This is a genomic window from Streptomyces cinerochromogenes, assembly GCF_014648635.1.
In the GTDB taxonomy this organism is placed as follows: Bacteria; Actinomycetota; Actinomycetes; order Streptomycetales; family Streptomycetaceae; genus Streptomyces; species Streptomyces cinerochromogenes.
This window is the reverse complement of the sequence record NZ_BMRM01000009.1, coordinates 234,133-259,133: the sequence shown is the minus strand read 5'-3', so window position 1 is coordinate 259,133 and position 25,001 is coordinate 234,133. Positions and strand designations below refer to the sequence as shown.

Here is a 25,001-nt window from a genome sequence, read left to right as displayed (position 1 = left end):
GGTCTAGACCCTACGGTGTACGGCGGGGGCGGCGGAGACGGCCCGTTTCGGCCGTAATAAGGTCACGGCATGCTCAATCCCCTGACGCTGGTGACCGGGGTCGCCGCGCTGTTGCTCGCCGCGTGGTGCGGCTGGGCCGCCTACCGCGACCAGCCGACGAAGGACTGGCACTTCATCGGCATGGCCGTGGTGTCGCTGCTGGCCGTCGTGCAGCTGGCGATCGGGGTCGTGCAGCTGGCGCGGGGCGAGAAGCCGGAGCAGGGGACGACGATCTTCGTGGCGTATCTGCTGGGCGCGTTCGCGTGTGTGCCGGCGGCGGGCCTGATGTCACTGGCCGAGCGGTCCCGCTGGGGCTCGGTGACGGTGGCCGCCGGCGGTGTGGTGCTGGCCGTCCTGGAAGTACGGCTCTACGACATCTGGGGAGGCTGAGGTGACGGCGGCGGAGGAGAAGCCGGCCCGGCTGATCAGCGGGCCGGGCATGCTGCTCGTCTGGTTCTACGGCGTGATGGTCGTCGGCGCGGTGTCGCGTTCGGCGTACCAGATCAGCACGGAGTTCGACCGGGCGCCGCTGGCCTATGCGCTGTCGGCGGTGGCCGGTGTGGTGTACGGCTTCATCACCTACACGCTGGTCCGGGGCGGGGAGACGGCCCGCAGGGCGGCGCTGGTGTGCTGCGCCGCCGAACTCGCGGGTGTGCTCCTCGTGGGCACCTGGACCCTGGTCGACCGCTCGGCGTTCCCGGACACCACCGTGTGGTCGTACTACGGGGCGGGCTACATCTTCATCCCGGTGCTGCTGCCGGTCTCCGCGATGTACTGGCTGCGGAAGGCGCGCGACACCGTCAGGCCGTAGCCGCGTACTGCCCCGCCTGCTTCTCCAGGATGATCATCTCCACGCCGTCGGCGCCCTTGGCGCGGCCCACCGTCTGGTAGCCGACGCGGCGGTAGAGGCGGAGGTTGCCCTCGCTGCGGTGGCCGGTGAAGAGACGGAACGTCGTCGCGCCGCGCTCCGACTCCAGGGCCGCTTCCGCCGTGCGCAGCAGCCTGGCACCGATGCCGTGGCCCTGGAGGCGGGGGTGGACGCAGAGCTTGCCGATGGCCGCGGCGCCGTCCTCGGTGACCTTGCCGCGCACCGAGCCGACCACCTCGTCGCCGAGCCGGGCGACGAAGACGCAGTCGGAGGCGACCTCCTGACGGACGGAGTCCAGGGTCTGCACGAGCGGGTCGATGCGGTAGTTGCCGTAGAGCGCCGCCTCGCTCTGGAAGCACAGGTACTGGAGCCGGAAGATCTGCTCCGCGTCCTGTTCGGTCGCCACCGAGATGGTCACGCTCATGCCCATGTGCGCATGCCTCCCGCTCACCTGATCACCTGTCGTCCCCCACTCCTATCCCCGCGCTTCGCACGCCGCAACCTCCGGTGTGAGCAATCGGCGCAGACAACCGAGACATCTGGAGCGTTCCGGTCCAAGACTTCCCTGTGAGATACCCAACTCCCCCGCGATCTCCCGGTATGTGAGGTCCTTCGGCGAGAGCAGGGCCTCGATGAGCCGGGGGCAGCGGCCGGGCAGCCGGCGCACCGCGTCGCGCAGGGCGCGGTACCGGGCGGCGGCGAGGACGTGCTGTTCGGGGCCGGGGCGGAGGTCGTCGGCCGGTTCGGCGCCGTAGGGGCGTTCCAGGCGGGTGGTGCGGCGGCTGCGGCGGGCCTCCGCGCGCACGGCCCTGCGCAGCCAGCCCTGCGGGTCCGGCGGCGGCCCGTCGGTCTCCAGCCGCTCCAGGAGCCGGAGCCAGACGGCCTGCTCCAGGTCGCCGGGTTCGCCCCCGGCGGCATGTGCCTCGGCGGAGGCCTCGGCGGTGAGCAGGGGGCGCAGGGCGGCAACCAGGTCGTGCGTCATATGCGGAACGACGAGCCGCCCCGGCGGGGGGTTGCCGGGGCGGCGCACAGTCACTCCGAACGGGTGCGGGGCGAAAGCCGCGGTTGACGCGGCCGGCCCGCCGGGATGCCGTCGGCTCCTCGGAGCAGAAGGCCGTCAGCCCTTCAGGAAGTCGGCGCGGGCGAGCAGTCCGGTGTCGGCGTTGTCGGTGAAGACGCCGTCGATCCCGGTCGCGAAGTACGCCTTGTAGGCACCGAAGACATCGCCGTAGGCGTCGGCCGCACCGCCCTTGCGGTACTCGGCCGGCAGGAAGGGGTTCTCGTTCCGCATGGTGTAGGGGTGCAGGACCAGGCCGACCCGGTGGGCGTCGGAGACCAGCGTGGTCGGCTCGCCCAGGGTGCCGTCCGCCTTCTTCGGGATGACCAGGTCCAGGGTCGGGCCGATGCCCTGGGCGTAGCCGGCGATCTCCCGCAGGCCCTTGGGGGTGATGAGGTCGGCGACCGTGCGCGGGTCGTTCGCCTCGACGAAGTCGTACGGGCGGCTGTTCGCCGAGGAGAGCAGGACGACGAGCGGGTTGTCGACCAGCCGGTTCAGCCGCTGGATGCTGGTGGGCTCGAAGGACTGCAGGATGACCGGGGAGTTGCGGCCGTCCTTGCCGTACTTGCGCAGCAGCTTCGCCACCCGCTCCTCCAGGCCGAGGCCCAGCTTGCGGAAGTAGGTCGGGTGCTTGGTCTCCGGGTAGATCCAGACCTGCCTGCCGCGCTTGCGGGTCTGCTCGTCCTGCCACTTCAGGACCTCTTCGAAGGTGGGGATCTCCCAGCGGCCGTCGTAGAGGGTGTTGTGCGGCCGGTTGGCCGGGATGCGCTCCACGGCGCGCAGCGTCTTCAGCTCGGCGAGCGTGAAGTCCTCGGTGAACCACCCGGTGGTGGAGACCCCGTCGAGCACCTTGGTGGCCTTGCGGTCGGCGAACTCCGGACGGGAGGCGACGTCCGTCGTACCGCCGATCTCCGGCTCGTGCCGGCAGACCAGGTGGCCGTCCTTGGTGGGCACGAGGTCGCCCGCCTCGACCACGTCGGCGCCCAGGTCCAGAGCCAGGTCGTAGGAGCCGAAGGTGTGCTCGGGGCGGTAGCCGCTGGCGCCGCGGTGGCCGATGATCGTCGGCACCGGCAGGCTCTTCAGGCCGCGTCCGCCGTGCCCGGCCGTGCGACGGCCGGCGGCCCGGGCGGTGCCGGGCAGTCCGAGGACCGCCCCGCCCGCGCCGAGGACGGCGGCGCCGAGGAGCGCCCGCCGTCCCGTTCCCTGCGTCTGCCCGTTCGCCTGGTCGCCGTCCATGAGCGTCCTCCTGCCACGTTCGTCCGTCGGTGCGGGCCGATCGTAGGGTCGTACACATGACCGGGGGGAGGCCCCGGTTCGAACACCCGGGTGATGTCGGGTGTCCCGCGAGCGGCGGAGGGTGACGGACCGTCGGACCCGGAGCCCCGATCCGGCGCGATGTCCGTCACATCCCCGCAAGGCCGTTACGCGCCGTCCTCCGGGCGCCACCGCAGGTAAACGCGCGTCAACACTTCGTAAGGCCTCGGTGAACCGGGCGTCCCCGATGTGCGCACGGCCCTGCGCCGCGAGTAATGTCCTCACCTGCACAGACTCATACCGCCCCCCTTGACATCGGAGGAAGCGTTGTCCCGCTTCGCGTTCATCAAGGCAGTGCTCGGACCGATCATGCGCCTGATGTTCCGCCCCCAGGTGGAGGGCGCGGAGCACATCCCCGGTGACGGCCCGGTGATTCTGGCCGGTAATCACCTCACGTTCATCGACTCCATCGTGCTGCCGGTGGTCACCAAGCGGCAGGTGTTCTTCATCGGCAAGGACGAGTACGTCACCGGCAAGGGGGTCAAGGGCCGGCTGATGGCGTGGTTCTTCACCGGCGTCGGCATGATCCCGGTGGACCGGGACGGGGCGAGCGGCGGCGTGGCCGCGCTGATGACGGGCCGGCGGATCCTGGAGGAGGGCAGGGTCTTCGGGATCTACCCCGAGGGCACCCGGTCGCCCGACGGGCGCCTGTACCGGGGCCGCACCGGTATCGCCCGCCTCACCCTGATGACCGGCGCTCCGGTGGTGCCGTTCGCCATGATCGGCACGGACAAGCTGCAGCCGGGCGGCCGGGGCCTGCCGCGGCCGGGCCGGGTCACCGTCCGCTTCGGCGAGGCGATGGAGTTCTCGCGGTACGAGGGCATGGACCGCGACCGCTACGTGCTGCGGGCGGTGACGGACTCGGTCATGGCCGAGGTGATGCGGCTGTCGGGCCAGGAGTACGTCGACATGTACGCCACCAAGGCCAAGGCCGCCTGAGCGGGTTGAATCCGCCTGCCGGTGGAATCTGCCGCCGACACATCCGGCATTCGGCCGTATGAAAGCGGCCTTATCACCACACAACATGTCTGATTCAGGACATGTACAAACCTTCTCGGCGTACTCTGCTCCGTACCCCGATCGCCGCCGCCGGCGCGGGATTCCTGGCGTCCTGCACCGGCCCCGGTTCCGCGCCCCGTTTCGGCCCCCAACCGGTGGGCGACGGGGAGAAGTTCGTCCCGCCCGGCCCCCGGGGGTACGTCAACCCGTCGGATCCGGAGGTCCTGGCAGCCGAGCGGAAACGGGGGGCCGGCCGGGTACGCACCTTCCGGTTCACCGCCGCCGAAGCCCACCTGGACCTGGGCGGGCGGGCGGTGCACACCTGGGCGTACAACGAGGAGGTGCCGGGCCCGCTGGTGCGGGTGACGGCTGGTGACGTACTCGACCTGACCCTGGCCAACCGGCTGCCCGCCACGACCACCCTCCACTCCCACGGGGTACGGCTGCGCTGCGACATGGACGGCGTGCCGGACCTGACGCAGCGGGCCATCCACTCCGGTTCGGACTTCCGCTACCACTTCGCGGTCGACCATCCCGGCACCTACCTGCTCCACTCGCACGTGGGGATGCAGCCCGACCGGGCGCTGTACGCGCCGCTCATCGTGGACGACCCCAAGGAGCCCCTCTCCTACGACAAGGAGTGGGTCGTGGTCCTGGACGACTGGCTCGACGGCGTGGAGGGCTCGACCCCCGACGGGGTGCTGAGCCAGCTCAAGCCGGGCGGGGCCATGGACATGGGGTCGATGGCCATGGGTCCCGGCCACGACAGCCCGGGGCACGAGAGCCAGGGGCACGACCGGAAGGCGAGCGGGCACGCCCCGTCCTCGCGGAAGTCCCAGGGCCCCGACCGGGTGCTGCACCATTCGTACAGCCGCATGCTGCACGGTGAGGGCGGCAGCGTCGACTACCCGCACTACCTGATCAACGGACGCCTGCCCCACAACCCGTCGGTGTTCCGCTGCCGTCCCGGCGACCGGGTGCGGCTGCGCATCATCAACGCCGGATCCGAGACCGCCTTCCGGTTCGCGCTGGGCGGCCACGCGATGACCGTCACCCACACCGACGGCTACCCCGTGAAGCACAAGAAGACCGACGCCCTGCTGATCGGCATGGCGGAACGGTACGACGTGCTGATCACCGCCAAGGACGGGGTCTTCCCTCTGGTCGCCGCGGCCGAGGGCAAGAAGGGCAGGGCCCTCGCCGTGCTCCGCACCGCCAAGGGGAGCGGAAAGCTCCCCCCGGCCGACGTCCGCCTGGACGAACTCGACGGCAACACCGTCCCCGCACGCCGCCTCCTCCCCGACGAATCCGTCGCCCTGCGAAAGCGGGACCCCGACCGCGAGATCCGCATCAGGATCACCGGCTCCATGGCGAAGTTCGACTGGGGGTTCGACCACAAGCCGTACTCCCCCCAGCAGCGTCACCCGGTCCGCGCGGGCGAGCGGGTGCGGCTGACGCTCATCAACGCCACGAACATGTGGCATCCGATGCACCTGCACGGGCACACCTTCGCGGTGGTGGGGCTGGACTCGGTGGGGGCGCGCAAGGACACCGCGATGGTGCTGCCGCACCGGAAGCTGGTGATCGACTTCGATGCGGACAACCCGGGGTTGTGGATGCTGCACTGCCACAACCAGTACCACTCGGAGAGCGGGATGATGACGGTGCTGGGTTACCGGAAGTGACGTCCGGCGTGGTCCGGTCCGGCTTCGCTCAGCCGGTGCTTTCCAGTTTCTGGTCCTTCAGCAGGAACCACGCCACCGCCGACGCCGCCAGCAGGACCGCCGCTCCTGCCCCGGAGGCCAGGTGGAGACCGTGGACGAAGGCCTCGCGGGCCGCGGTGAGCAGGGCGTCCGCCTGGTGCGGGGGCAGGTGCGCCGCCGCCTCCACGGCCGCGCCCAGGGACTCGTGTGCCCCGGCGGGGGTGCCGGCCGGGGCCGGGAAGTCCCGGTAGGCGCCCGTCACGATGGAGCCCAGCAGGGCGATGCCCAGGGCCGCCCCCAGTTCGTACGCCGTCTCGGAGACCGCCGAGGCGGCACCCGCCTGGTCCTTCGGAACGCTGGAGAGGATGACGTCGGCGGTCACCGTGAAGGAGAAGCCCGCGCCGACGCCCACCACCAGCAGCGCGGCACCGAGGACCGGGTAGCCGGTGGACTGGCCGAGCGCGGTCAGGGCGGCCAGGGCCATGCCCACCGCGGCCAGGCCGCCGGAGACGACGGTGCGGACCGAGAAGCGCCGGGCGGTCCGGCCCGCGACCAGGCCGGCCGCCACCGCGCCCACGGCGGCGGGCAGTTCGGCCAGGCCCGCCTCGAACGGGCGTCGGCCCTGGACCAGTTGCAGGTACTGGGAGAGGAAGAACACCAGGCCGGACATGCCGAGGACGGTCAGCAGGTCGGCGAGGACCGCTCCGCTGAAGCCGCGGCGCCGGAACAGCCGCATGTCCAGCAGCGGGACCGGCATGGTCAGCTGGCGGTGGACGAAGCCGTACAGCGCCGCCGCGCCCAGCAGGCCGGTGCCGAGGGTCGTCCCGGTGAGGCCGTGGGTGGCGGCCTCCTTGACGGCGTAGACGAGGGCGATCATGCCGACCAGCGACAGCAGGACGCTGCCGAGGTCCCACGGGCCCGGGTGCGGGTTGCGGGACTCGGGCAGGGTACGGATGCCGACCAGGACCAGGACGGCCATCACCGGCAGGTTGATCAGGAAGACCGAGCCCCACCAGAAGTGTTCGAGGAGGAATCCGCCGGCGATCGGGCCGACGGCCGTACCGGCGGAGGCGGTGGCGCCCCAGATGCCGACGGCGAGGCTGCGCTCGCGCGGGTCGTGGAAGATGTTCCGGATCAGGGCCAGGGTGGCGGGCATCAGGGTCGCGCCCGCGACGCCGAGCAGCGCCCGGGCCAGGATCATCATCTCCGGTGTCGTCGCGTAGGCGCCGAGCACGGACAGCGCGCCGAACGCCATGGCGCCGCCCAGCAGGATCCGCTTGCGGCCGATGCGGTCGCCGAGGCTGCCCATGGAGACGAGCAGACCGGCGATGACGAAGGAGTAGACGTCGCCGATCCACAGCAGCTGGGTGCCGGAGGGGTGGAGGTCTTCGCTGATGTAGGGGGTCGCCAGGCCGAGGACGGTGGCGTCGACGGCCACCAGCAGCACGGCCAGGACGAGGACGGAGAGCGCGAGCCAGCGGCCCGGACGCTTCACCGCCCCGGTCGCCTGTGCCGGCTGCAGGGTGCTGGTCATGGTTCCTCTCTTCGCAGAGCGCCGCCGAGCAACAGCTCGGCGATCATGGTCGGGAAGTCCCGGGAGGCCACGCGGCCGTCCAGGGTGGCCCAGGCGCACGAGGCGATCAGCCCGTAGAGGGCCTCGGTGAGCCAGACCGGGCTGAGGTCGATACGGAACTCGCCGCCGCGCTGCCCCCGCTGGAAGAGCGCGCCGATCCGGGCGTCCAGGCGCTGCCAGCCCTCGTTCTGCCGGTCGCCCTCCCACAGCTGGTTCTCGCCGTAGAGGAAGGCGAGGAGCCCGGCGGCCGGCTGGATCTCGCGGACCAGCCGGCGTACGGCCTCGGCGGCGGAGCCCTCCTCCGGCCGGGCCCGGTCCAGTGCCCCCTCGCACTCCGCGATGCCGAGCTGCTCCAGCGCGCGGACGAGCGCGTCACGGCCGGCGAAGTGCCGGTGCAGCGTGGCCCGGCTGATCCCGGCGGCCTTGGCGACCTCGTCCATGGTCGCGGTGGATTTACGGGTCAGCAGGGCGGCTGCGCTGCGCAGCACGTGGTCACGATCGAGGGCCATGAGACAAGGGTAGCCCAGATGAGACATCAATGTCTCATTGAAGGCGTGCGTGACTCATTCCCGCCGGTCGTACGGCGTTCCCGCCGCTCGTGCTACGGCGTGTCCCGGGTCAGTGCCAGGGCAGCTGTCCGCGCCGCTCCCAGTAGGCGCGCGGGTCCTCGGCCAGCGTGGCGAGGCGGGTCAGCTGGTCCGGTTCGAGGTCGACGGCGGGGGCGTGGAGGTTGGAGGCGAGCTGGGTGAGCGTCGCGGCGCCGGAGAGGGCGACACCGGCCCAGGGCTGCCGCAGGATCCAGGCGAGGGCGACCGCGTCACAGCCGAGTCCCGTCGCGGCGGCCACCGTCCTCAGCGCCTCCGGGGCGTGCGGTCCGGCCAGCCGGCCGTTGGCCATGCCCTCCTTGACGATCACGGTGAGCCCGGCGTCGTGCGCCTCGGCGAGGGCGGGGCCGGCCGAGTGCTCCAGGATGTTGTACGTCGACTGGACGGTACGGAAGAGGGGCTCGCCGTCGACCGTGACGGCGAGGGCGGCGCGGATCGCGTCGGCCTGGGCGGGACCGCTGGTGGAGAAGCCGACGGTGAGGCCCTGGGCGGCGGCTTCCGCGAGCCTCGCGTGGAGCTCCTTGTCGGTGAGGGCCGGGCTGTCCGGGGTCACCGAGTGGATCTGGTAGAGGTCGAGCCGGTCCCCGAGCAGGGCGTCGGTCTCGGCACGCTGCCGTTCGTAGGCGGCGAGGCTGTGGTCCTTGACCTCGTGCGTCTCGGCGTCCGTCGACCAGCCGGCGGTGTAGGTGTAACCCCACTTGCTGCCGATCACCACGTCGTCGACGTCGGGGCGGGCCTTCAGCCAGTCGGCGAGGAACTCCTCGGAGCGGCCGTAGGAGCGGGCGGCGTCGAAGTAGCGCACGCCCTGGGCGTAGGCGGCGTCGAGGAGTTCGTGGGTGCGGGTGCGGAGCGCGTCCGCGCTGCGGCTCTCTCCGAGGTCCCTGTCCCGGTCCAGGGTGATGTAGCCGGGGCGGCCGACGGCGGCGAGGCCCAGGCCGATGTGGCAGGTGGGCGTGGTTGCTGTTGCCAGTCGGGCGAAGGGCATCGCGGGCTCCGTCGGGTCGACTCCGTGAGGGCTTCGACCAACGTAACCCGTGATGACCTTCGGGTCCGCCCGAGAACCCGGTTCGTGCGGCGTGGTGGCGGCTGCGGGTTCCTCGTGGCTCGTCGCGCGGTTCCCCGCGCCCCTGACGGGGCGCCCCGGCTCAGCCCTTCCTCTTCGCGTCCGCCCACGCGTGCTGGGCCGCCACGTCCGCCTTCACCTCCGCCAGCTGGACCGCGACCGCGCTCGGGGCCGTGCCGCCCCGGCCGTTGCGGGAGGCGAGGGCGCCGGGCACGCTGAGGACGGTGCGGACCTCCGGGGTGAGGTGGGCGGAGATCTTCGCGAACTGCTCGTCCGTGAGCTCGTCCAGCTCCTTGCCCTCGGCCTCGGCGACCTTGACGCACTCCCCCGCGACCTCGTGCGCCACGCGGAACGGCACGCCCTGCTTGACCAGCCACTCGGCGATGTCGGTGGCGAGCGAGAAGCCGGCCGGGGCCAGCTCCTCCATGCGCTCGCGGTGGACGGTGAGGGTGGCGATCATGCCGGTGAAGGCGGGGAGCAGGACCTCCAGCTGGTCGCAGGAGTCGAAGACCGGCTCCTTGTCCTCCTGGAGGTCGCGGTTGTAGGCGAGGGGCAGGGCCTTGAGGGTGGCCAGGAGCCCGGTCAGGTTGCCGATCAGGCGGCCGCTCTTGCCCCGGGCCAGTTCGGCGATGTCCGGGTTCTTCTTCTGCGGCATGATCGAGGAGCCGGTGGAGAAGGCGTCGTGGAGGGTGACGAAGGAGAACTCCTTCGTGTTCCAGATGATGATCTCCTCGGCGATCCGGGACAGGTTCACGCCGATCATCGCGGTGATGAAGGCGAACTCGGCGACGAAGTCCCGGGAGGCCGTGCCGTCGATGGAGTTGCCGACGCTGCCGTGTTCAAAGCCGAGGTCCTCGGCCACCGCCTCCGGGTCCAGGCCCAGGGAGGAGCCCGCGAGGGCGCCGGAGCCGTAGGGGGAGACCGCCGTACGGTCGTCCCACTGGCGCAGGCGCTCCGCGTCCCGGGACAGGGACTGGACGTGGGCCAGGACGTGGTGGGCGAAGAGCACCGGCTGGGCGTGCTGGAGGTGGGTGCGGCCGGGCATCGCCACGTCCGGGTGGGCCTCGGCCAGGCCGATCAGGGCGTCCTGGAGGTCGGCGATCAGGCCGCCGATGATCCGGGCGTGGTCGCGCAGGTACATCCGGAACAGGGTGGCGACCTGGTCGTTGCGGGACCGGCCGGCGCGGAGCTTGCCGCCCAGGTCGGGGCCGAGCCGCTCCAGCAGGCCGCGCTCCAGGGCGGTGTGCACGTCCTCGTCGGCGATCGTGCCCACGAAGGTGCCGGCGGCGACGTCGGCTTCGAGCCGGTCGAGTCCGGCGGTCATGCGCTGCAGCTCGTCCTCGGTGAGCAGCCCCGCCTTGTGCAGCACGCGCGCGTGGGCACGCGAGCCGGCGATGTCGTAGGGGGCGAGCCGCCAGTCGAAGTGGACGGACGCGGACAGCTTCGCCAGGGCCTCGGCCGGACCGTCGGCGAAACGGCCGCCCCAGAGCCGTACGTCACCGGTGTTGCTGCTCACTGCGTTGCTCCTAGAGAGGGTTCGGATGTGCCACCGCCTCCCCACGTTTCCAGGCGGGGAGGCGGCTGTCAGGCTGATGCGCGTGAGGTGACCCGGGCGGGTTGCGCCAGGTCTGCGTCAGGCTCCGCCTGCCAGATCACGCCGCGCGGCGATCTTCGACGACAGGCTGTAGATGTCGATGAAGCCCTTGGCCGCCGACTGGTCGAAGGTGTCGCCGGTGTCGTAGGTGGCGAGGTTGAAGTCGTACAGCGACTCCTGCGAGCGCCGGCCGGTGACGACCGCGCGGCCGCCGTGCAGGGTCATCCGGATGTCGCCGGAGACGTGCTGGTTGGCCTCGTTGATGAAGCCGTCCAGGGCGCGCTTGAGCGGGGAGAACCACTGGCCGTCGTAGACCAGCTCGCCCCAGCGCTGCTCGACCTGCCGCTTGTAGCGGGCCAGCTCGCGCTCGACGGTGACGTTCTCCAGCTCCTGGTGGGCGGTGATCAGGGCGATCGCGCCGGGGGCCTCGTAGACCTCGCGGGACTTGATGCCGACCAGGCGGTCCTCGACCATGTCGATCCGGCCGATGCCCTGGGCGCCGGCACGCTCGTTGAGCTGCTGGATGGCCTGCAGGACGGTGACGGGCTTGCCGTCGATGGCGACCGGGACGCCCTCCTTGAAGGTGATGACCACCTCGTCGGCCTCGCGCGCGACGGCCGGGTTGGAGGTGTACTCGTAGATGTCCTCGATCGGGGCGTTCCAGATGTCCTCCAGGAAGCCCGTCTCGACGGCGCGCCCGAAGACGTTCTGGTCGATGGAGTACGGGGACTTCTTGGTGGTGGCGATCGGGAGCTGCTTCTCCTCGCAGAAGGCGATCGCCTTGTCCCGGGTCATCGCGTAGTCGCGGACCGGGGCGATGCACTTCAGGTCGGGGGCGAGGGCGACGATGCCGGCCTCGAAGCGGACCTGGTCGTTGCCCTTGCCGGTGCAGCCGTGGGCGACCGTGGTGGCGCCGTGCTTCTTGGCGGCGGCGACGAGGTGCTTGACGATCGTCGGCCGGGAGAGCGCGGAGACCAGCGGGTACCGGTCCATGTAGAGGGCGTTGGCCTTGATCGCCGGGAGGCAGTACTCGTCGGCGAACTCGTCCTTGGCGTCCGCGACCTCGGCCTCGACGGCGCCGCACGCGAGGGCGCGCTTGCGGATGACGTCCAGGTCCTCGCCGCCCTGGCCGACGTCGACCGCAACGGCGATGACCTCGGCGCCCGTCTCCTCGGCGATCCAGCCGATGGCGACGGAGGTGTCCAGACCGCCTGAGTAGGCGAGTACGACGCGCTCGGTCACGGGTTTCTCCTCACAGTGCATTCGCTGACATGCATGAGTATGCAGAACTCTGCATGATTCGTCAATCTCCCTTTCGGTTGAACGTCCGCAACCGCTTTCCCGTACCTCTGACCGGACGCAGGCGCCGCGTTCGTCCGACGACGACACCCCCGATCCGAGTGAGGCATTCGCATGTCCAGGGCTCTTCCGAAGTACAACCAGCGCCGCGTGGCGGTCATCGGCGGCGCCGCCGCCGTGGTGCTGTCCGGCGCGGTGATCGCCGGCTCCGCCCTCGCCGGCACCCCGGCCAAGAGCGACGGCGCGACCGGCGCCCGCACCCTGGCCGCCACCGGCACGATCACCTGCCCGGACGTCGCCTCACGGCTGCCCGCCGTCCCCGCCTCCGCGAAGGCCGAGGTCGACCGCAACCTCGCCCTCCTCCAGACCCAGATCCAGGAAGCCGACAAGCGGCTCAAGGACACGGTCGGCCAGGGCGGCCCGAACTTCGTCGACAACGCCATCCTCGGCCCCCTCAAGGACAAGCGCGTGTCCACCGTCAACCGCATCGCCACGGCGATCGGCCGTACGGCGGCCAAGCCGACCGGCCTGGACGCGCTGGCGCCCTGCACGCTGAACGGAGGAGGCAACGCGAACGGAGGAGGCAACGCGAACGCGGGCGCCGGTTCTGCGGCGGGCGGGAACGCCAACGCCGGTGGGAACGCGAACGCGGGCGGAAAGGCGAACGCGGGCGCCGGCTCCGCGGCCGGCGGGAACAGTGGGGCCGGCACGATCACCTGCCCGGACGTCGCCTCGCAGCTGCCCGCCGTCCCCGCCTCCGCGAAGGCCGAGGTCGACCGCAACCTCGCCCTCCTCCAGACCCAGATCCAGGAAGCCGACAAGCGGCTCAAGGACACGGTCGGCCAGGGCGGCCCCAACTTCGTCGACAACGCCATCCTCGGCCCCCTCAAGGACAAGCGGGCCTCGACCATCGACCGCATCGCCCTCTCCATCGGCCGCACCTCGGCCAAGCCGACGGGCCTGGACTCCCTGGCCGCCTGCACGCTCACCAAGTGAGGTGACGGGCAGCCGCGGCCGGTTCGGGTGACGGGCAGCGCGACCGCCGGATCCGGTGTCGGCCGGATCCGGCAATTACTTAGACAGGCGAAGCAGTTGCCCCGATAATGCTCAGGCATGGGAAAGACCTATGACCGCATAGACGGCAGGCTGCGCACGTTCATCGAGGAACAGCCCCTCTTCTTCACCGCGACCGCCCCGCTCTCGGGCGACGGCACGGTCAACCTCTCCCCCAAGGGCCTCAGGGGCTCGTTCGCCGTGCTGGACGAACTCACCCTGGCCTACCTGGACTTCGCCGGGTCCAACGCCGAGACCATCGCCCACCTCAGGGAGAACGGGCGGATCACCCTGATGTGGTGCGCCTTCCAGGGTCCGCCCACCATCGTGCGCGTCCACGGCCGGGGCGAGCCGGTCTTCCGCGACGACCCGCGCTTCCCGGAACTGCTCACCCGCTTCCCGGACATCGACACGAGCCGGCACGGGCTGCGCGCGGTCATCCTCGTCCACGCGGAGCTGGTCCGGGACACCTGCGGATACGCCGTCCCCCACATGGCGTACGAGGCGGACCGCGATCTGCACGGCAAGCGCTTCGCCCGCGAGGACGACGCCTCACTGAACGCCTACTTCACCAAGAAGGAGCACGTCGCGACCAGCCTGGACGGACTGCCCGGGCTGCCGTTGCCGCTGCCGCCCTCTACCGTCTGAGCCATGCGCCCCGGTGTGGTCCTCGCCCTCGTCTCCGTCTGCTCCCTCGCCCTGCTCGGCGCCGCACCCGGCGCGGGCCCGGAGCCGCTGCCCGCGAGCCTGGCGGACACGGGCGGCGGCGGCCAGCTGATCGTCGCCCAGGCGCCGGACACCAAGGCCACGACGGGCACGGTCAGCTGGTGGGACCTGCGGGACGGGGAGTGGGTCCGGGCAGGATCCGCTCCGGCCCGGTTCGGGGCGGGCGGCCTGGTGGACGGCGACACCCGCGTGCAGGGCACCAACACGACCCCGACCGGGCTGTACGACCTCCCCTTCGGCTTCGGGACCGAACCGGCGCCGACCGGCACGGCGGTCGAGTACCGCGCCGTCAAGGACAGTTCCTGGTGGTGCCAGGACAACGACTCCCGCTCGTACAACCGCTGGACCGACCCCCTGCCCGCCGACTGCCGCGCCGCCGAGTCCGAGCACCTCGTGGACTTCCGGGAGCAGTACGCGTACGCCCTCGTCATCGGATTCAACTACGACCGGCCCGTGCGGGGACGCGGTGCCGGGATCTTCCTGCACGTCAACGGCCGGGCGGCGACGGCCGGCTGCGTGTCGGTGCCGGCGGACGACATGCGGCGGATCCTCGCCTGGGCGCGCCCGTCCCAGAAGCCGCACATCGCCATCGGCACGGAGACCGGGGCGACGGCGGTCACCCGCTACTGACAGCCGGACAGCCGGTCAGCCGGTCAGCCCCTGTCCGCACCCCCGGGACGGGTCCGTCAGGGCGCCAGGGGCAGGGTCACCGTGAAGGTCGTAGCCCCTGGCCGGCTCTCCAGCCCGATGCTCCCCCCGTGCGCCTGCGCCACCGCCGCCACGATCGACAGGCCCAGGCCCGCTCCACCGCCGGAGGCGTCCGGGCGGCGGCGGTGTTCGGCTCGGGTGAAGCGTTCGAAGACGGTGGGCCGGACGTCGGCGGGAACGCCGGGGCCGTCGTCGGCGACCGAGAGGCGGGCCTGCTCGCCGTCGGTCTCCAGGGTCACCGTGACCTCCGTGCCCACGGGTGTGTGCCAACGTGCGTTGGCCAACAGGTTGGCCACCACCTGGTGGAGGCGGTGCGCGTCTCCCGGGACCGTCACCGGCTCTTCCGGCAGGTCCAGGGTCCAGCGGTGGCCGGGGCCCGCCGCGCGGGCGTCCGTGACCGCGTCCAGGACCAGGTGGGTCAGGTCGACCGGGCGGCGCTCCAGGGGGCGGCCCGCGTCGAGGCGGGCCAGGAGGAGCAGGTCGTCGACCATCTCGCCCATGCGGGCGGACTCGGCCGTGATGCGTTCCAGGGCGCGGGTCACCTTCGGCGGCACCGGGCCCGGGTGCAGGAGGGCCAGTTCGGCGTGGCCGCGGATCGAGGCGACCGGGGTGCGCAGTTCGTGGCTGGCGTCGGCGGCGAAGCGGCGCAGCCGCTCCTCGCTGGCGTGGCGCTTGGTCAGGGCGTCCTCGACGTGGCCCAGCATGCGGTTGAAGGCGGCCGCCATCCGGCCGACCTCGCTGCGGGGGTCGGGCTGCGGGGCCCGTGGCGGCAGCGCGACGGCGCCGCTGGCCAGCGGGAGTTCGCTGACCCGGGTGGCGGTGGCGGCGACCCGGCTGAGCGGTCGCAGCGACCAGCGCACCCAGCAGGCCCCGGCCACCCCGGTCACGACCAGGGCCAGGCCGAAGACGATGCCGGCCACCAGTTCCAGGCGGTGGACCGTGGCCTGGACCGGCTCCAGCGGCAGACCGACGATCAGCACGTCCCCGTCGCGGCCGGAGGAGGCGACGACCCGGTAGTCGTCCAGGGCGGAGAGTTCGACGGTGTGGGGCCGGCCGTCGACCGGTACCCGGGCCAGCCGGCCGGCGTCCCGCGCGGTCAGGTCCACGTCCAGGTCGGCGGCGGGGTCGCCGGAGCGGATCAGGCCCTTGTGAGTGACCGTGCCCTTCAGCAGGCGGGCGCCGAAGGTGCCGGTGGCCATCCGGCGGGTGTCGCCGTGTTCGTCGCCGTCGTGGTCGTCGGCGCCGAGCGGCCGGCCCGCGTGCTCCAGGCTCTCCGGAAAGCGGGTGCCGACCTGGGTGAGCTGTTCGTCCAGGCGCTGGGTGAGGAAGCCGTTCAGTTCCACGACCGCCGCCAGGCCGACGGCCGCGCAGCTCACCGCCAGCAGCGTCACCAGCCCGACGGTGAGCCGGGCCCGCAGGGTGCGGGGACGCAGAGCACGGGGCCGCAGGGTGCGGGCCCGCGGGGCGCGGGAAGCGAGCCGGGTCACCTGGTCACCGGCTTCAGGACGTAGCCGGCGCCGCGCACCGTGTGGATCATGGGATCGCGGCCCGCGTCGACCTTCTTGCGCAGGTAGGAGATGTACAGCTCGACCACGTGGGCCCGGCCCCCGAAGTCGTAGGACCAGACCCGGTCGAGGATCTGGGCCTTGCTGAGCACGCGGCGCGGGTTGCGCATGAGGAAGCGGAGGAGTTCGAACTCGGTCGGCGAGAGGTCGATCAGCTCGCCGGCCCTGGTCACCTCACGGGCGTCCTCGTCCATCACCAGGTCGCCCACGACCAGCCGGGGCCCCTCCTCCTGCATGCGGGCCATGCCGGCCCGGCGCAGCAGGCCCCGGAGCCGGGCGACGACCTCCTCCAGGCTGAAGGGCTTGGTGACGTAGTCGTCGCCGCCCGCGGTGATCCCGGCGATCCGGTCCTCGACGGCGTCCCGGGCGGTGAGGAAGAGCACGCACACATGGGGCTGCACCGTGTACAGGCGGCGCAGCACCGCGAAGCCGTCGGTGTCCGGGAGCATCACGTCCAGCACGACGGCGTCGGGCAGCAGCTCGCGCGCGGCGGTGAGGGCGGCGGCGCCGTCGCCGGCCGCACGCACCTCCCAGCCCTCGTAGCGCAGGGCGCCGGTGAGCACCTCCGCGAGGTCGGGGTCGTCGTCCACGACGAGGACGCGCAGCGGGGTGCCGTCGGGGCGGGTGAGGGCCGGGCGGCCGGTACGGGTGGCGTTCATGACGTCTTCCAGCATCGCTGGTCCGCGGGGCCCGCGGACCGGCGCCCCCCTATGGATTTCCTCTGAGTCCGCTCGGCACGGCGGTCGCTCAGAGCCGTCTCAGAGCTTCGTCCCGCACAGTGGGCCGGCCGACGGACGAAAGGACGGCGACATCAGATGACCACCGTGGATGCGCGGCGGGCGGCCCCGGCCCCGCCGCTGCCCGTGCCCGGCCGGCGCTCCCCCGCCGGGCCCGTGCTCGCCCTGCTGTGGGCGGGGGCGGCGGCCGTTCTGGCGCTCTGGTGGGCGGACACCGGGTCCGTGGTCGGGGCGGCCGGGTGGCTGACCGGGGCCGGGCGGATCGCCGGGCTGCTGTGCGGGTACGCCTGCGCGGTGCTGGTCGGCCTGATGGCGCGGGTACCGGTGCTGGAGACGCGGGTCGGCTCGGACCGGGTGGCGCGCTGGCACGCGCTGGCCGGCCGGTACACGGTCTGCCTGCTGCTCGCGCACACCGTGCTGGTCCTCGCCGGGTACGCCGCCCAGGACCGGGCCTCGCTCCGGCACGAGGCGGTGACCGTCGTCCTCGACTACCCGGAGATGCTGAAGGCCACCGCCGGCACGGTGATCCTCCTCGCGGTCGGCGTCACCTCGGCGCGGGCCGTGCGCCGCCGGACGAGCCACGAGTTCTGGTACCACGTCCACCTGCTGACGTACGCGGCCGTCTTCCTGGCCTTCGGGCACCAGCTGGCTCTCGGCGACGAGTTCAACGGCGAGCCGGTCGCGACCGCCGCCTGGTACGTGCTGTACCTGGGCGTGGCGGCCCTGGTGCTGTGGTTCCGGGTGCTCGCCCCGGTACGGCTCAACCTGCGCCACCGGCTGCGTGTGGACTCGGTCCACAGGGAGGCACCGGGTGTGTACTCGGTCGTCGTGCGGGGGCGGCGGCTGGACGAGCTGGGGGTGCAGCCGGGCCAGTTCCTGCGCTGGCGGTTCCTCACCGAGGGCATGCGCCGCACCTCGACGCCGTACTCCCTGTCGGCGCCGCCGCGCCCCGGCCTGCTGCGCATCACCGTCAAGGCGCTCGGCGACCACAGCGCGGCGGTGTCCCTGCTGCGCCCCGGCACCCGGGTGTGGGCGGAGGGCCCGTACGGCTCCCTGACCGCCGACCGGGCCGCCGGCCGCCACACCCTGCTGATCGCGGCCGGTGTCGGCGTCACCCCGCTGCGGGCCCTGTTCGAGACCCTGCCCGGCGAGGTCACCCTGCTCTACCGGGCGCGCTCGGCAAAGGACCTGGCCCTCGGCGGCGAACTGGAGGCGATCGCCCGCTGGCGCGGCGGCCGGGTGCTGTACGCCCTCAACGGGCCCGGCGGCGAGCGCCCGCCGCTCACCGCCGAAACCCTGCGGACCGCCTTCCCCGGCCCCGCCGACGACCTCGACGTCTTCCTCTGCGGGCCGGACGGCTTCGCCCGGGACGTGTACCGGGCACTGCGGGCGGCCGGGGTCCCGGACCGCCGTATCCACCACGAGTCGTTCGAGCTGTGAGACGGACGAGGCGGAGAGAGACGCAGAGAGACACAGAGCGACGCAGAGAGAGACGTGGACATGCACGCACTGAACAAGCACCGCCCCCTGCGCCGGATCGTGCTGGCGAGCGCCGCGACCGTCTCCGGGACGGTGCTGCTGCTGGCGCTGAAGCCGCACACCGTGCCCACGGTGGTCACGGCGAACACCAGGCCCCCCGCCGCGTCGGGCAGTTCGTCGCCCGGTACCGCCTCGGGCAGCCGGACCGTGACCGGCGACACCGTGCAGACCCGCTGGGGACCGGTCCAGGTGCGCGTCACCCTCCGGGACGGCAGGCTCACCGACGTCACGGCCGTCGCCTACCCGCAGGACAACCCCCGCGACCAGGAGATCAACAGCTACGCCCTGCCCCGGTTGCGGAGCGAGGCGCTCCAGGCGCAGAGCGCGGAGATCGACTCGGTGTCGGGAGCGACGTACACCAGCGACGGCTACCGCCGGTCGCTCCAGTCCGCGCTGGACTCGGCCGGTCTCTGAACACTCGGCGCACGCGGCGCGTATCTGTGGGCCAAGGGTCAAGTCCCCACGGAGGAACCGTGACCACCACGCTCGCAGGCGGACGTGCCGCCCGCCGACAGACGATGCGCCGCATCCGTCCGCGCCGCTCCCCGGCCGTCCCGCTGTTGCTCGCCGTCTGGGCGGGCGCGGCGGCCGTGCTGTGGCTCTGGTGGCAGAACACGCCCTCCATCGCCGACGACACCGGCCGGATCCTGGGCGCGGGCCGGATCACCGGTCTGCTGGCCGGATATCTGATGGCGCTGGTCGTGCTCCAGATGGCGCGCGTGCCGGCGCTGGAGCGGCGGGTCGGCTCCGACCGGGTGGCCCGCTGGCACGCGATGAGCGGCCGGTACACTCTCTGCCTGGTCCTCGCGCACGTGTTCCTCACCATGTGGGGTTACGCGCGCCAGGCCGGCAAGTCGCTCGGCGACATCGTCCAGCAGACCGTCGACTCCATCAACCAGCTCCCGGACATGGGCAAGGCGGCCCTCGGCACGGGCCTGTTCGTGGTCATCGGGCTGACGTCGATCGGCCCGGTCCGCCGTCGGCTGCCGTACGACGCCTGGTACCACGTCCACCTGCTGACGTACGCGGCGGTGTTCCTGACGTTCTGGCACCAGATCACCACCGGCAACGACTTCGCGGTGGAGCCCACCGCCAAGACCTTCTGGTACGCCCTGTACGGCGCGGTCACCGCGCTGGTGGTCTGGTACCGGATCCTCACCCCGATCCGGCTGAACCTGCGGCACCGCATGTACGTGGAGGCGGTGATCGAGGAGACGCCGGGCATCGTGTCGGTGCTGATCGGCGGGCGGAGGCTGCACCGGATGGGCGCGGAGGCGGGCCAGTTCTTCCGCTGGCGGTTCCTCGCCCCGGGGATGCGGTTCAGCTCGCACCCGTACTCCCTGTCGGCGGCCCCGCGCCCCGGCATGCTGCGGATCACGGTGAAGGCGATCGGCGACCACAGCGCCCGGCTGCGCGAGCTGGAGCCCGGGACGAAGGTGTGGGCGGAGGGCCCGTACGGCGCGCTCACCGCGCAGCGCCGCAGCCGGGGCAAGGTCCTGCTGGTCGCGGGCGGGGTGGGGATCACACCGATGCGGGCCCTGTTCGAGACGCTGCCCGGGGGCGCCGGGGACATCACCCTCCTCTACCGGGCCAACACCACCCAGGACCTGGCACTGTGGGACGAGCTGGCGGCGATCGCCGAGGAGCGGGGCGCCCGGCTGATGTACGCGGTGAACAGCCCGGAGGGCGAGCGTCCGGACATCTCGGCGGAGAACCTCCGGCTGAAGATCCCGGACATCGAGACGCACGACGTCTTCATGTGCGGCCCGCCCGGGTTCGCCCAGTCGGTGTTCGAGGCACTGCGGGAGGCGGGGGTGCCCGCCCGCCGTATCCACCACGAGTCGTTCGAGATGTGAGCGGAGCTGCGAAGCGATGAGGAAGAGCCACCCCGTGCGACGGGTCGTGCTGGCCACCGCCGCGACCGTGTCCGGTGTCGTGCTGCTGCTGTCGCTGAAGCCTGCGTCGGATCCGGCGGCCGCCTCGGCGGCGGGCGCGGTCCCGCAGCAGACGGCGGCCGGGCAGGCGCCGCAGGGCGCCGCCCAGGCCGGCTCCGCCACGGTGACCGGTGACGCGGCGCAGACGCAGTACGGGGCCGTGCAGGTACGGCTGACCGTCAGCGGCGGGAAGATCACCAAGGCGGAGGCGGTCCAGGCGCCCAAGGGCGGCCTCAGCGACCAGAAGACCCAGCTCGCCGTCCCGAAGCTCAACCAGGAAGCCGTGACCGCGGGAAGCGCGGACATCGACGCCGTCTCCGGGGCGACGTACACGAGCGAGGGCTACAGGAAGTCGCTCCAGTCGGCGCTGGACAAGATGAAGACCGCCGCGCCCCCGGCCTCCGGGTCCTCGTCCTCCGGGTCCTCGTCCTCCGGCTCCGCGCAGGCGCGTACCGTCACCGGGAAGGCCGTGCAGACCCAGTACGGGCCGGTCCAGGTACGGATCACGGTCAGCGGCAGGAAGATCACCGAGGCGGAGGCGGTCCAGGCGCCCAAGGGCGGCCTCAGCGACCAGAAGACCCGGCTCGCCGTCCCGAAGCTCAACCAGGAAGCCGTGACCGCGGGAAGCGCGGACATCGACGCCGTCTCCGGTGCCACCTACACCAGCACCGGCTACCGGCAGTCCCTGCAGTCCGCGCTGGACCAGGCCGGTGGCTGACACGGTGGCCGAGCCGGTGGAGACTCCCGCCGCGGTGCGTCACGCGGAGGAGGTCATGGGGACGGTCTTCTCCTTCGACGTCCGCGGCGGGGAACCGGCCGCGGTCCGGGCGGCGCTCGCCGAGGCGGTCGCCGGGCTGCACCGGGCGGACGCCCTGTTCAGCACCTATCGCGACGACAGCGAGGTGTCCCGGCTGGCCCGCGGCGAGCTGGACGTGCCGGAGTGCGCCGCCGAGGTCGCCGAGGTGCTGGAGCTGGCGGCCGAGGCGGAGCGGGTCAGCCAGGGCTGGTTCAGCACCCGGTACCAGGGCTCGCTGGACCCCACCGGCATCGTCAAGGGCTGGGCGGCCGAGCGGGCGGCGCGGGCGCTGGCGGCGGTGGCCGGGGTGCGCGGGGTGAGCGTGAACGGGGGCGGCGACGTGCAGATGCTGGGCGCGCCGGAGCCGCGGCGGCCCTGGCGGGTGGGGGTGGCCGATCCGCTCCGGCCCGGCGGACTGGCGGCGGTGATCTCGGCCGCCGGCACGCGGGAGCTGGCGGTGGCGACGTCCGGTACGGCGGAGCGGGGCGCGCACATCGTGGATCCGCGGACCGGCCGGTCGGCGGTGACGGACCTGGTGGCCGTGACGGTGGTGGGGCCGCGTCTGACGTTCGTCGACTGCTGGGCCACGGCCGCGTTCGCGATGGGGTCGCGGGAGGGTCTGGCCTGGCTGGAGTCCCTGCCGGACGTGGAGGCCCTGCTGATCACCGCGGGCGACGAGGTGCGGTGCACCGGGGGGCTGGCGGCGCGGCTGGGCTGATGCGCCCGGGCGACGGCCCCGCCTTTTTCGCCCGGACGCGAAGTTTTTTCCCCGGAACGCCATCCGACACCGGCCCTGGGACGTATCACCTGTGAGGCAAGTTGAAGGAGGAACGACATGGCCATCTTCAGTAGCCTGATGCCCGCGAGCCGGGATCGCGACGACGACTGGTCGGGACACGGCCATGGCGACCACGGCGACCACGGCGACCATGGCGACCACGGCGACCGTCACGGTCACGGCGACCATGGCGACCACGGCGGCCACGGCGGCCACGGCGACCGCCACGGTCACGGCGGTTACTGATCGCACGCGCGGCGGAGCGGACCGGAGGCCGAAGGACCCCGGTCCGCTCCGCCGGCCCCCGAGGAACGCACGCCATGGCGCATGTCCTGCGGCGTCTGCTCTCGCTCGGCGAGACCTCCGACGCCGTGGTCGCGGCCGCGCCCCCGGTGCCCCCGCGCGAGGTGTTCCGGCGGTTCTGGCCGTACACCCGCGGCGGCCGGCGCTGGCTCGTGCCCGTGGTCCTGTTCAGCCTGACCGGTCCCGCCGTCGACGCCGCCGAGCTGTGGCTCTTCAAGGTCGTCGTGGACGAGGTGCTCGTCCCCCGGGACCTGCACCCCTTCCTGTGGATCGCACCGGCCTATCTGGGCCTGGTCCTGTGCTCCGGCATCCTCGGCTTCGCCGACGAGGTGACGTCCACCTGGGTCGGCGAGCGCTTCCTGCTCGCCCTGCGCTCCGACGTGTTCCGGCACGTCCAGGGGCTGTCGCTCGGGTTCTTCGAGCGCCGCAGGCTCGGGGACGTGCTGTCCCGGGTCACCGGTGACGTCGACGCGGTGGAGACGTTCCTGCTCTCGGGCGTGGCGGACGCCCTCTACTACGTGATCCGCCTCGCCGTCTTCCTCGGCCTGCTGTTCTACCTGCGCTGGGACCTGACCGTCCTCGCCCTGGTCATCGTGCCCCTGTTCTGGGGCGCCGCCCGGCACTTCTCGCGGCTGGTCAAGGAGGCGTCGCGGGAGCGCCGGCGCCGCAGCGGCTCGCTCAGCGCGATCGCCGAGGAGTCGCTGGGCAACGTCGTGCTGGTGCAGGCGTACAACCGGCAGGGCTGGGAGGAGCGCCGGTTCGAGCGGGAGAGCCTGGGACGGTTCCGGGCGGCGATGGCCTCGGCCCGGATCCGTGCCGTGTACGGGCCGGTCGTGGAGGTCATCGAGGTGGCCGGCGGCCTCGCGGTGATGGGCCTGGGCACCTGGAAACTGGCCCAGGGGCAGCTCACGCTCGGCGGGCTGCTGGTCTTCCTCGCGCTGATCGGCAAGCTGTACGGCCCGGTCCGGGGCCTGTCCCACCTCGGCACCTCCTTCTACGCGGCCGCCGCCTCGGCGGAACGGATCATCGAGCTGCTGGACCAGCGGCCCCAGGTCACCGAGGCCCCGGACGCCCGGCGCACCGGCCGCGCCCGCGGGGACGTGGAGTTCGACGGGGTGTGGTTCCGCTATCCGGGCGGCCCGTCCTGGGCGCTGTCGGACGTGTCCTTCCACGCGGCGCCCGGGGAGACGCTGGCGCTGGTCGGGGCCAGCGGGGCGGGCAAGTCGACGATCGCCAAGCTCCAGCTGCGCTTCTACGACCCCGACCGGGGCGCGGTCCGTCTCGACGGGACGGACCTGCGCCGGCTCCGCCTGTCCGACGTCCGGGACAGCGTCGCGGTGGTGCTGCAGGAGACGCTCGTCTTCCACGGCACCGTGCGGGACAACATCGCCTACGGGCGGCCGGGGGCCACGGACGCGGACATCGTCGCGGCGGCGCGGGCGGCGGACGCGCACGAGTTCATCGAGCTGCTCCCGGAGGGCTACGACACGCTGGTCGGCCAGCGCGGCCGGACCCTCTCCGGCGGGCAGTGCCGGCGTCTGGCGATCGCCCGCGCGATGATCCGGGACGCGCCCGTGCTGCTCCTGGACGAGCCGACGGCGGGACTCGACGCCCGGTCCGACCGGCGGATCATGGCCCCGCTGCGCCGGCTGATGGCCGGGCGCACCACCGTGGTCATCTCCCACAACCTGCTGACCGTCCGCGACGCCACCCGCATCGTGGTGCTCGACCACGGCCGGATCATCGAGGACGGCACCCACGACGACCTGCTCGGGCACGACGGCGCCTACGCCCGGCTGCACCGGCTGCACACGGGAGCGGTGCTGCCGTGAACGCCACCGCCGCGCCGGACACCCCGCCGCCGGCCCCGGGCACGGAACCGGTCCCGGGCTACCGGATCCTGGCGGGGCTCGCCCGCACCGGCTGGCTCGACGTCTACGACGCCTGGAGCGAGGAACGCGACTGCCGGTGCGTGCTCAAGACCGTGCGCCCGGACCGGCGGGGCGACCGGCGGCTGGGCGAGCGGCTGCTGCGCGAGGGGCGGTGGCTGCTCGGGTTCACCCACCCCCACCTGGTCCGTGCCTACGACGTCTTCGACGCGCCCGAGCCGGTCGTCGTCCTGGAGGCGCTGACCGGTGAGACGCTCTCCCACCTGCTGCACCGGCTGCGGCGCCGGGCGTCCGCGGCCGATGTGGCGCTCCTCGGGGTGCAGTTGTGCTCCGCCGTCCACTACCTGCACGGCCGGGGCCTGCTGCACCTGGACCTCAAGCCGTCGAACGTGGTGGTGGACCGGGGCCTTGCGAAGGTGCTGGACCTGAGCGTCGCGCGGCCTCCCGGGCCGGCCCCGGCCGGGGTGGGCACCTGCTGCCGTCTCTCCCCCGAGCAGGCCCGCGGCGGGATGCTCACAGCCGCCGCCGACGTGTGGGGCATCGGTGCCACCCTGTACGAGGTCGCGTGCGGTGACCTGCCCTTCGCGTGCCGCACGACCGGCGGGACGGCGCACCGGCCGTACGCCGGGTACCCCGGTGACGAGCCGGACGACAAGAGCGGCACCGGGGACCCGGGCGACCGGTACCCGCAGCTGGAGCGGGAGGTGCCGCCGATCCGGTCCCGGCGGCGCCTGCCGCCGGCCCTCGCGGCAGCCGTCGACGGCTGTCTGCGCGCCGATCCGCCGGCCCGGCCCGGCCTCGCCGCACTGGTCGCCGCGCTGGAGACGGCACTGCCCGTCCCGCGCCGCGGTGGGTGAGC

Annotated in this window: 25 protein-coding genes; 15 read left to right on the top strand and 10 right to left on the bottom strand. The window is 72.7% G+C overall.

Features of this window, described 5'->3' with window-relative positions:
• The first annotated feature begins 69 nt into the window (after positions 1–69).
• Entirely contained in the window at positions 70–429 is a 360-nt protein-coding gene (locus IEZ20_RS19560; protein ID WP_189300382.1) for a hypothetical protein, read from the top strand.
• 1 nt (position 430) lies between these two features.
• Entirely contained in the window at positions 431–850 is a 420-nt protein-coding gene (locus tag IEZ20_RS19555; protein ID WP_189300380.1) for a hypothetical protein, read from the top strand.
• Here the strand turns inward: IEZ20_RS19555 and IEZ20_RS19550 are convergent.
• The 3 genes from IEZ20_RS19550 to IEZ20_RS19540 all read right to left on the bottom strand — a co-directional run bounded on the left by IEZ20_RS19550 (position 840) and on the right by IEZ20_RS19540 (position 3,200).
• Positions 840–1,337, bottom strand: a complete 498-nt coding sequence (locus tag IEZ20_RS19550; protein WP_189300582.1) for a GNAT family N-acetyltransferase — start codon at positions 1,335–1,337, stop codon at positions 840–842. The genes IEZ20_RS19555 and IEZ20_RS19550 overlap by 11 nt on opposite strands.
• Positions 1,338–1,382: 45 nt before the next feature.
• Positions 1,383–1,889, bottom strand: a complete 507-nt coding sequence (locus tag IEZ20_RS19545) for a sigma-70 family RNA polymerase sigma factor (protein ID WP_189300377.1) — start codon at positions 1,887–1,889, stop codon at positions 1,383–1,385.
• A 135-nt stretch (positions 1,890–2,024) separates the two neighbouring features.
• Positions 2,025–3,200: a glycerophosphodiester phosphodiesterase gene (locus tag IEZ20_RS19540; RefSeq protein WP_189300375.1), complete on the bottom strand. Its 1,176-nt coding sequence runs from the start codon at positions 3,198–3,200 to the stop codon at positions 2,025–2,027.
• A gap of 345 nt (positions 3,201–3,545) precedes the next feature.
• Here IEZ20_RS19540 and IEZ20_RS19535 point away from each other — a divergent pair, with 345 nt between their 5' ends.
• Entirely contained in the window at positions 3,546–4,217 is a 672-nt protein-coding gene (locus IEZ20_RS19535) for a lysophospholipid acyltransferase family protein (protein WP_189300580.1), read from the top strand.
• A gap of 101 nt (positions 4,218–4,318) precedes the next feature.
• On the top strand, positions 4,319–5,962 hold the full coding sequence (locus tag IEZ20_RS19530) for a multicopper oxidase family protein (protein ID WP_189300373.1): 1,644 nt from the start codon (positions 4,319–4,321) through the stop codon (positions 5,960–5,962).
• A 28-nt stretch (positions 5,963–5,990) separates the two neighbouring features.
• On the opposite strand, the gene IEZ20_RS19525 is transcribed toward IEZ20_RS19530, so the two are convergent.
• From IEZ20_RS19525 to IEZ20_RS19505, 5 genes are all read right to left on the bottom strand, one after another.
• Positions 5,991–7,514, bottom strand: a complete 1,524-nt coding sequence (locus tag IEZ20_RS19525; RefSeq protein WP_189300371.1) for an MFS transporter — start codon at positions 7,512–7,514, stop codon at positions 5,991–5,993.
• Positions 7,511–8,062: a TetR/AcrR family transcriptional regulator gene (locus IEZ20_RS19520; RefSeq protein ID WP_189300369.1), complete on the bottom strand. Its 552-nt coding sequence runs from the start codon at positions 8,060–8,062 to the stop codon at positions 7,511–7,513. Before IEZ20_RS19520 ends, IEZ20_RS19525 begins: the two co-directional genes overlap by 4 nt.
• A 109-nt stretch (positions 8,063–8,171) precedes the next feature.
• Positions 8,172–9,143, bottom strand: a complete 972-nt coding sequence (locus IEZ20_RS19515) for an aldo/keto reductase (RefSeq protein ID WP_189300367.1) — start codon at positions 9,141–9,143, stop codon at positions 8,172–8,174.
• Between the two features lie 160 nt (positions 9,144–9,303).
• Positions 9,304–10,737, bottom strand: coding sequence for an argininosuccinate lyase (gene argH, locus IEZ20_RS19510; RefSeq protein WP_189300365.1), 1,434 nt, complete (start codon positions 10,735–10,737; stop codon positions 9,304–9,306).
• Between the two features lie 117 nt (positions 10,738–10,854).
• The gene (locus IEZ20_RS19505) at positions 10,855–12,057 is read right to left on the bottom strand and encodes an argininosuccinate synthase (protein WP_189300363.1); all 1,203 of its coding nucleotides are present in this window, start codon (positions 12,055–12,057) and stop codon (positions 10,855–10,857) included.
• A gap of 171 nt (positions 12,058–12,228) precedes the next feature.
• Between IEZ20_RS19505 and IEZ20_RS19500 the strand changes: the two genes are divergently transcribed.
• The 3 genes from IEZ20_RS19500 (at position 12,229) to IEZ20_RS19490 (ending at position 14,523) form a co-directional block, all read left to right on the top strand.
• Positions 12,229–13,110 carry a hypothetical protein gene (locus IEZ20_RS19500; RefSeq protein ID WP_189300361.1) on the top strand — a complete coding sequence of 294 codons (882 nt, stop codon included), beginning with the start codon at positions 12,229–12,231 and terminating at the stop codon, positions 13,108–13,110.
• Positions 13,111–13,227: 117 nt separating this feature from the next.
• Entirely contained in the window at positions 13,228–13,815 is a 588-nt protein-coding gene (locus tag IEZ20_RS19495) for a pyridoxamine 5'-phosphate oxidase family protein (protein ID WP_189300358.1), read from the top strand.
• A gap of 3 nt (positions 13,816–13,818) precedes the next feature.
• Positions 13,819–14,523: a L,D-transpeptidase family protein gene (locus IEZ20_RS19490; RefSeq protein ID WP_189300356.1), complete on the top strand. Its 705-nt coding sequence runs from the start codon at positions 13,819–13,821 to the stop codon at positions 14,521–14,523.
• Between the two features lie 56 nt (positions 14,524–14,579).
• Here IEZ20_RS19490 and IEZ20_RS19485 read toward each other — a convergent pair whose 3' ends face one another.
• Positions 14,580–16,088: a HAMP domain-containing sensor histidine kinase gene (locus IEZ20_RS19485; RefSeq protein ID WP_229896141.1), complete on the bottom strand. Its 1,509-nt coding sequence runs from the start codon at positions 16,086–16,088 to the stop codon at positions 14,580–14,582.
• On the bottom strand, positions 16,085–16,825 hold the full coding sequence (locus IEZ20_RS19480; RefSeq protein WP_189300576.1) for a response regulator transcription factor: 741 nt from the start codon (positions 16,823–16,825) through the stop codon (positions 16,085–16,087). Before IEZ20_RS19480 ends, IEZ20_RS19485 begins: the two co-directional genes overlap by 4 nt.
• 156 nt (positions 16,826–16,981) lie before the next feature.
• Here IEZ20_RS19480 and IEZ20_RS19475 point away from each other — a divergent pair, with 156 nt between their 5' ends.
• The 8 genes from IEZ20_RS19475 to IEZ20_RS19440 all read left to right on the top strand — a co-directional run bounded on the left by IEZ20_RS19475 (position 16,982) and on the right by IEZ20_RS19440 (position 24,999).
• The gene (locus IEZ20_RS19475) at positions 16,982–18,343 is read left to right on the top strand and encodes a ferredoxin reductase family protein (protein WP_189300354.1); all 1,362 of its coding nucleotides are present in this window, start codon (positions 16,982–16,984) and stop codon (positions 18,341–18,343) included.
• 60 nt (positions 18,344–18,403) lie between these two features.
• Positions 18,404–18,856 (top strand): FMN-binding protein, encoded by a 453-nt coding sequence (locus tag IEZ20_RS19470; protein ID WP_189300351.1) that lies wholly within the window; start codon positions 18,404–18,406, stop codon positions 18,854–18,856.
• A 59-nt stretch (positions 18,857–18,915) separates the two neighbouring features.
• Positions 18,916–20,298 carry a ferredoxin reductase family protein gene (locus IEZ20_RS19465; RefSeq protein ID WP_189300349.1) on the top strand — a complete coding sequence of 461 codons (1,383 nt, stop codon included), beginning with the start codon at positions 18,916–18,918 and terminating at the stop codon, positions 20,296–20,298.
• A 16-nt stretch (positions 20,299–20,314) separates the two neighbouring features.
• Positions 20,315–21,094 (top strand): FMN-binding protein, encoded by a 780-nt coding sequence (locus IEZ20_RS19460; RefSeq protein ID WP_189300347.1) that lies wholly within the window; start codon positions 20,315–20,317, stop codon positions 21,092–21,094.
• Positions 21,087–21,890: an FAD:protein FMN transferase gene (locus IEZ20_RS19455; protein ID WP_229896140.1), complete on the top strand. Its 804-nt coding sequence runs from the start codon at positions 21,087–21,089 to the stop codon at positions 21,888–21,890. Before IEZ20_RS19460 ends, IEZ20_RS19455 begins: the two co-directional genes overlap by 8 nt.
• Positions 21,891–22,007: 117 nt before the next feature.
• Positions 22,008–22,196: a hypothetical protein gene (locus IEZ20_RS19450; RefSeq protein ID WP_189300345.1), complete on the top strand. Its 189-nt coding sequence runs from the start codon at positions 22,008–22,010 to the stop codon at positions 22,194–22,196.
• Positions 22,197–22,270: 74 nt separating this feature from the next.
• Positions 22,271–24,085, top strand: coding sequence for an ABC transporter ATP-binding protein (locus IEZ20_RS19445; RefSeq protein WP_189300342.1), 1,815 nt, complete (start codon positions 22,271–22,273; stop codon positions 24,083–24,085).
• A complete protein-coding gene (locus tag IEZ20_RS19440) occupies positions 24,082–24,999 on the top strand; it encodes a serine/threonine-protein kinase (RefSeq protein ID WP_189300340.1) in 918 nt (305 codons plus the stop codon). Before IEZ20_RS19445 ends, IEZ20_RS19440 begins: the two co-directional genes overlap by 4 nt.
• Positions 25,000–25,001 lie beyond the last annotated feature (2 nt).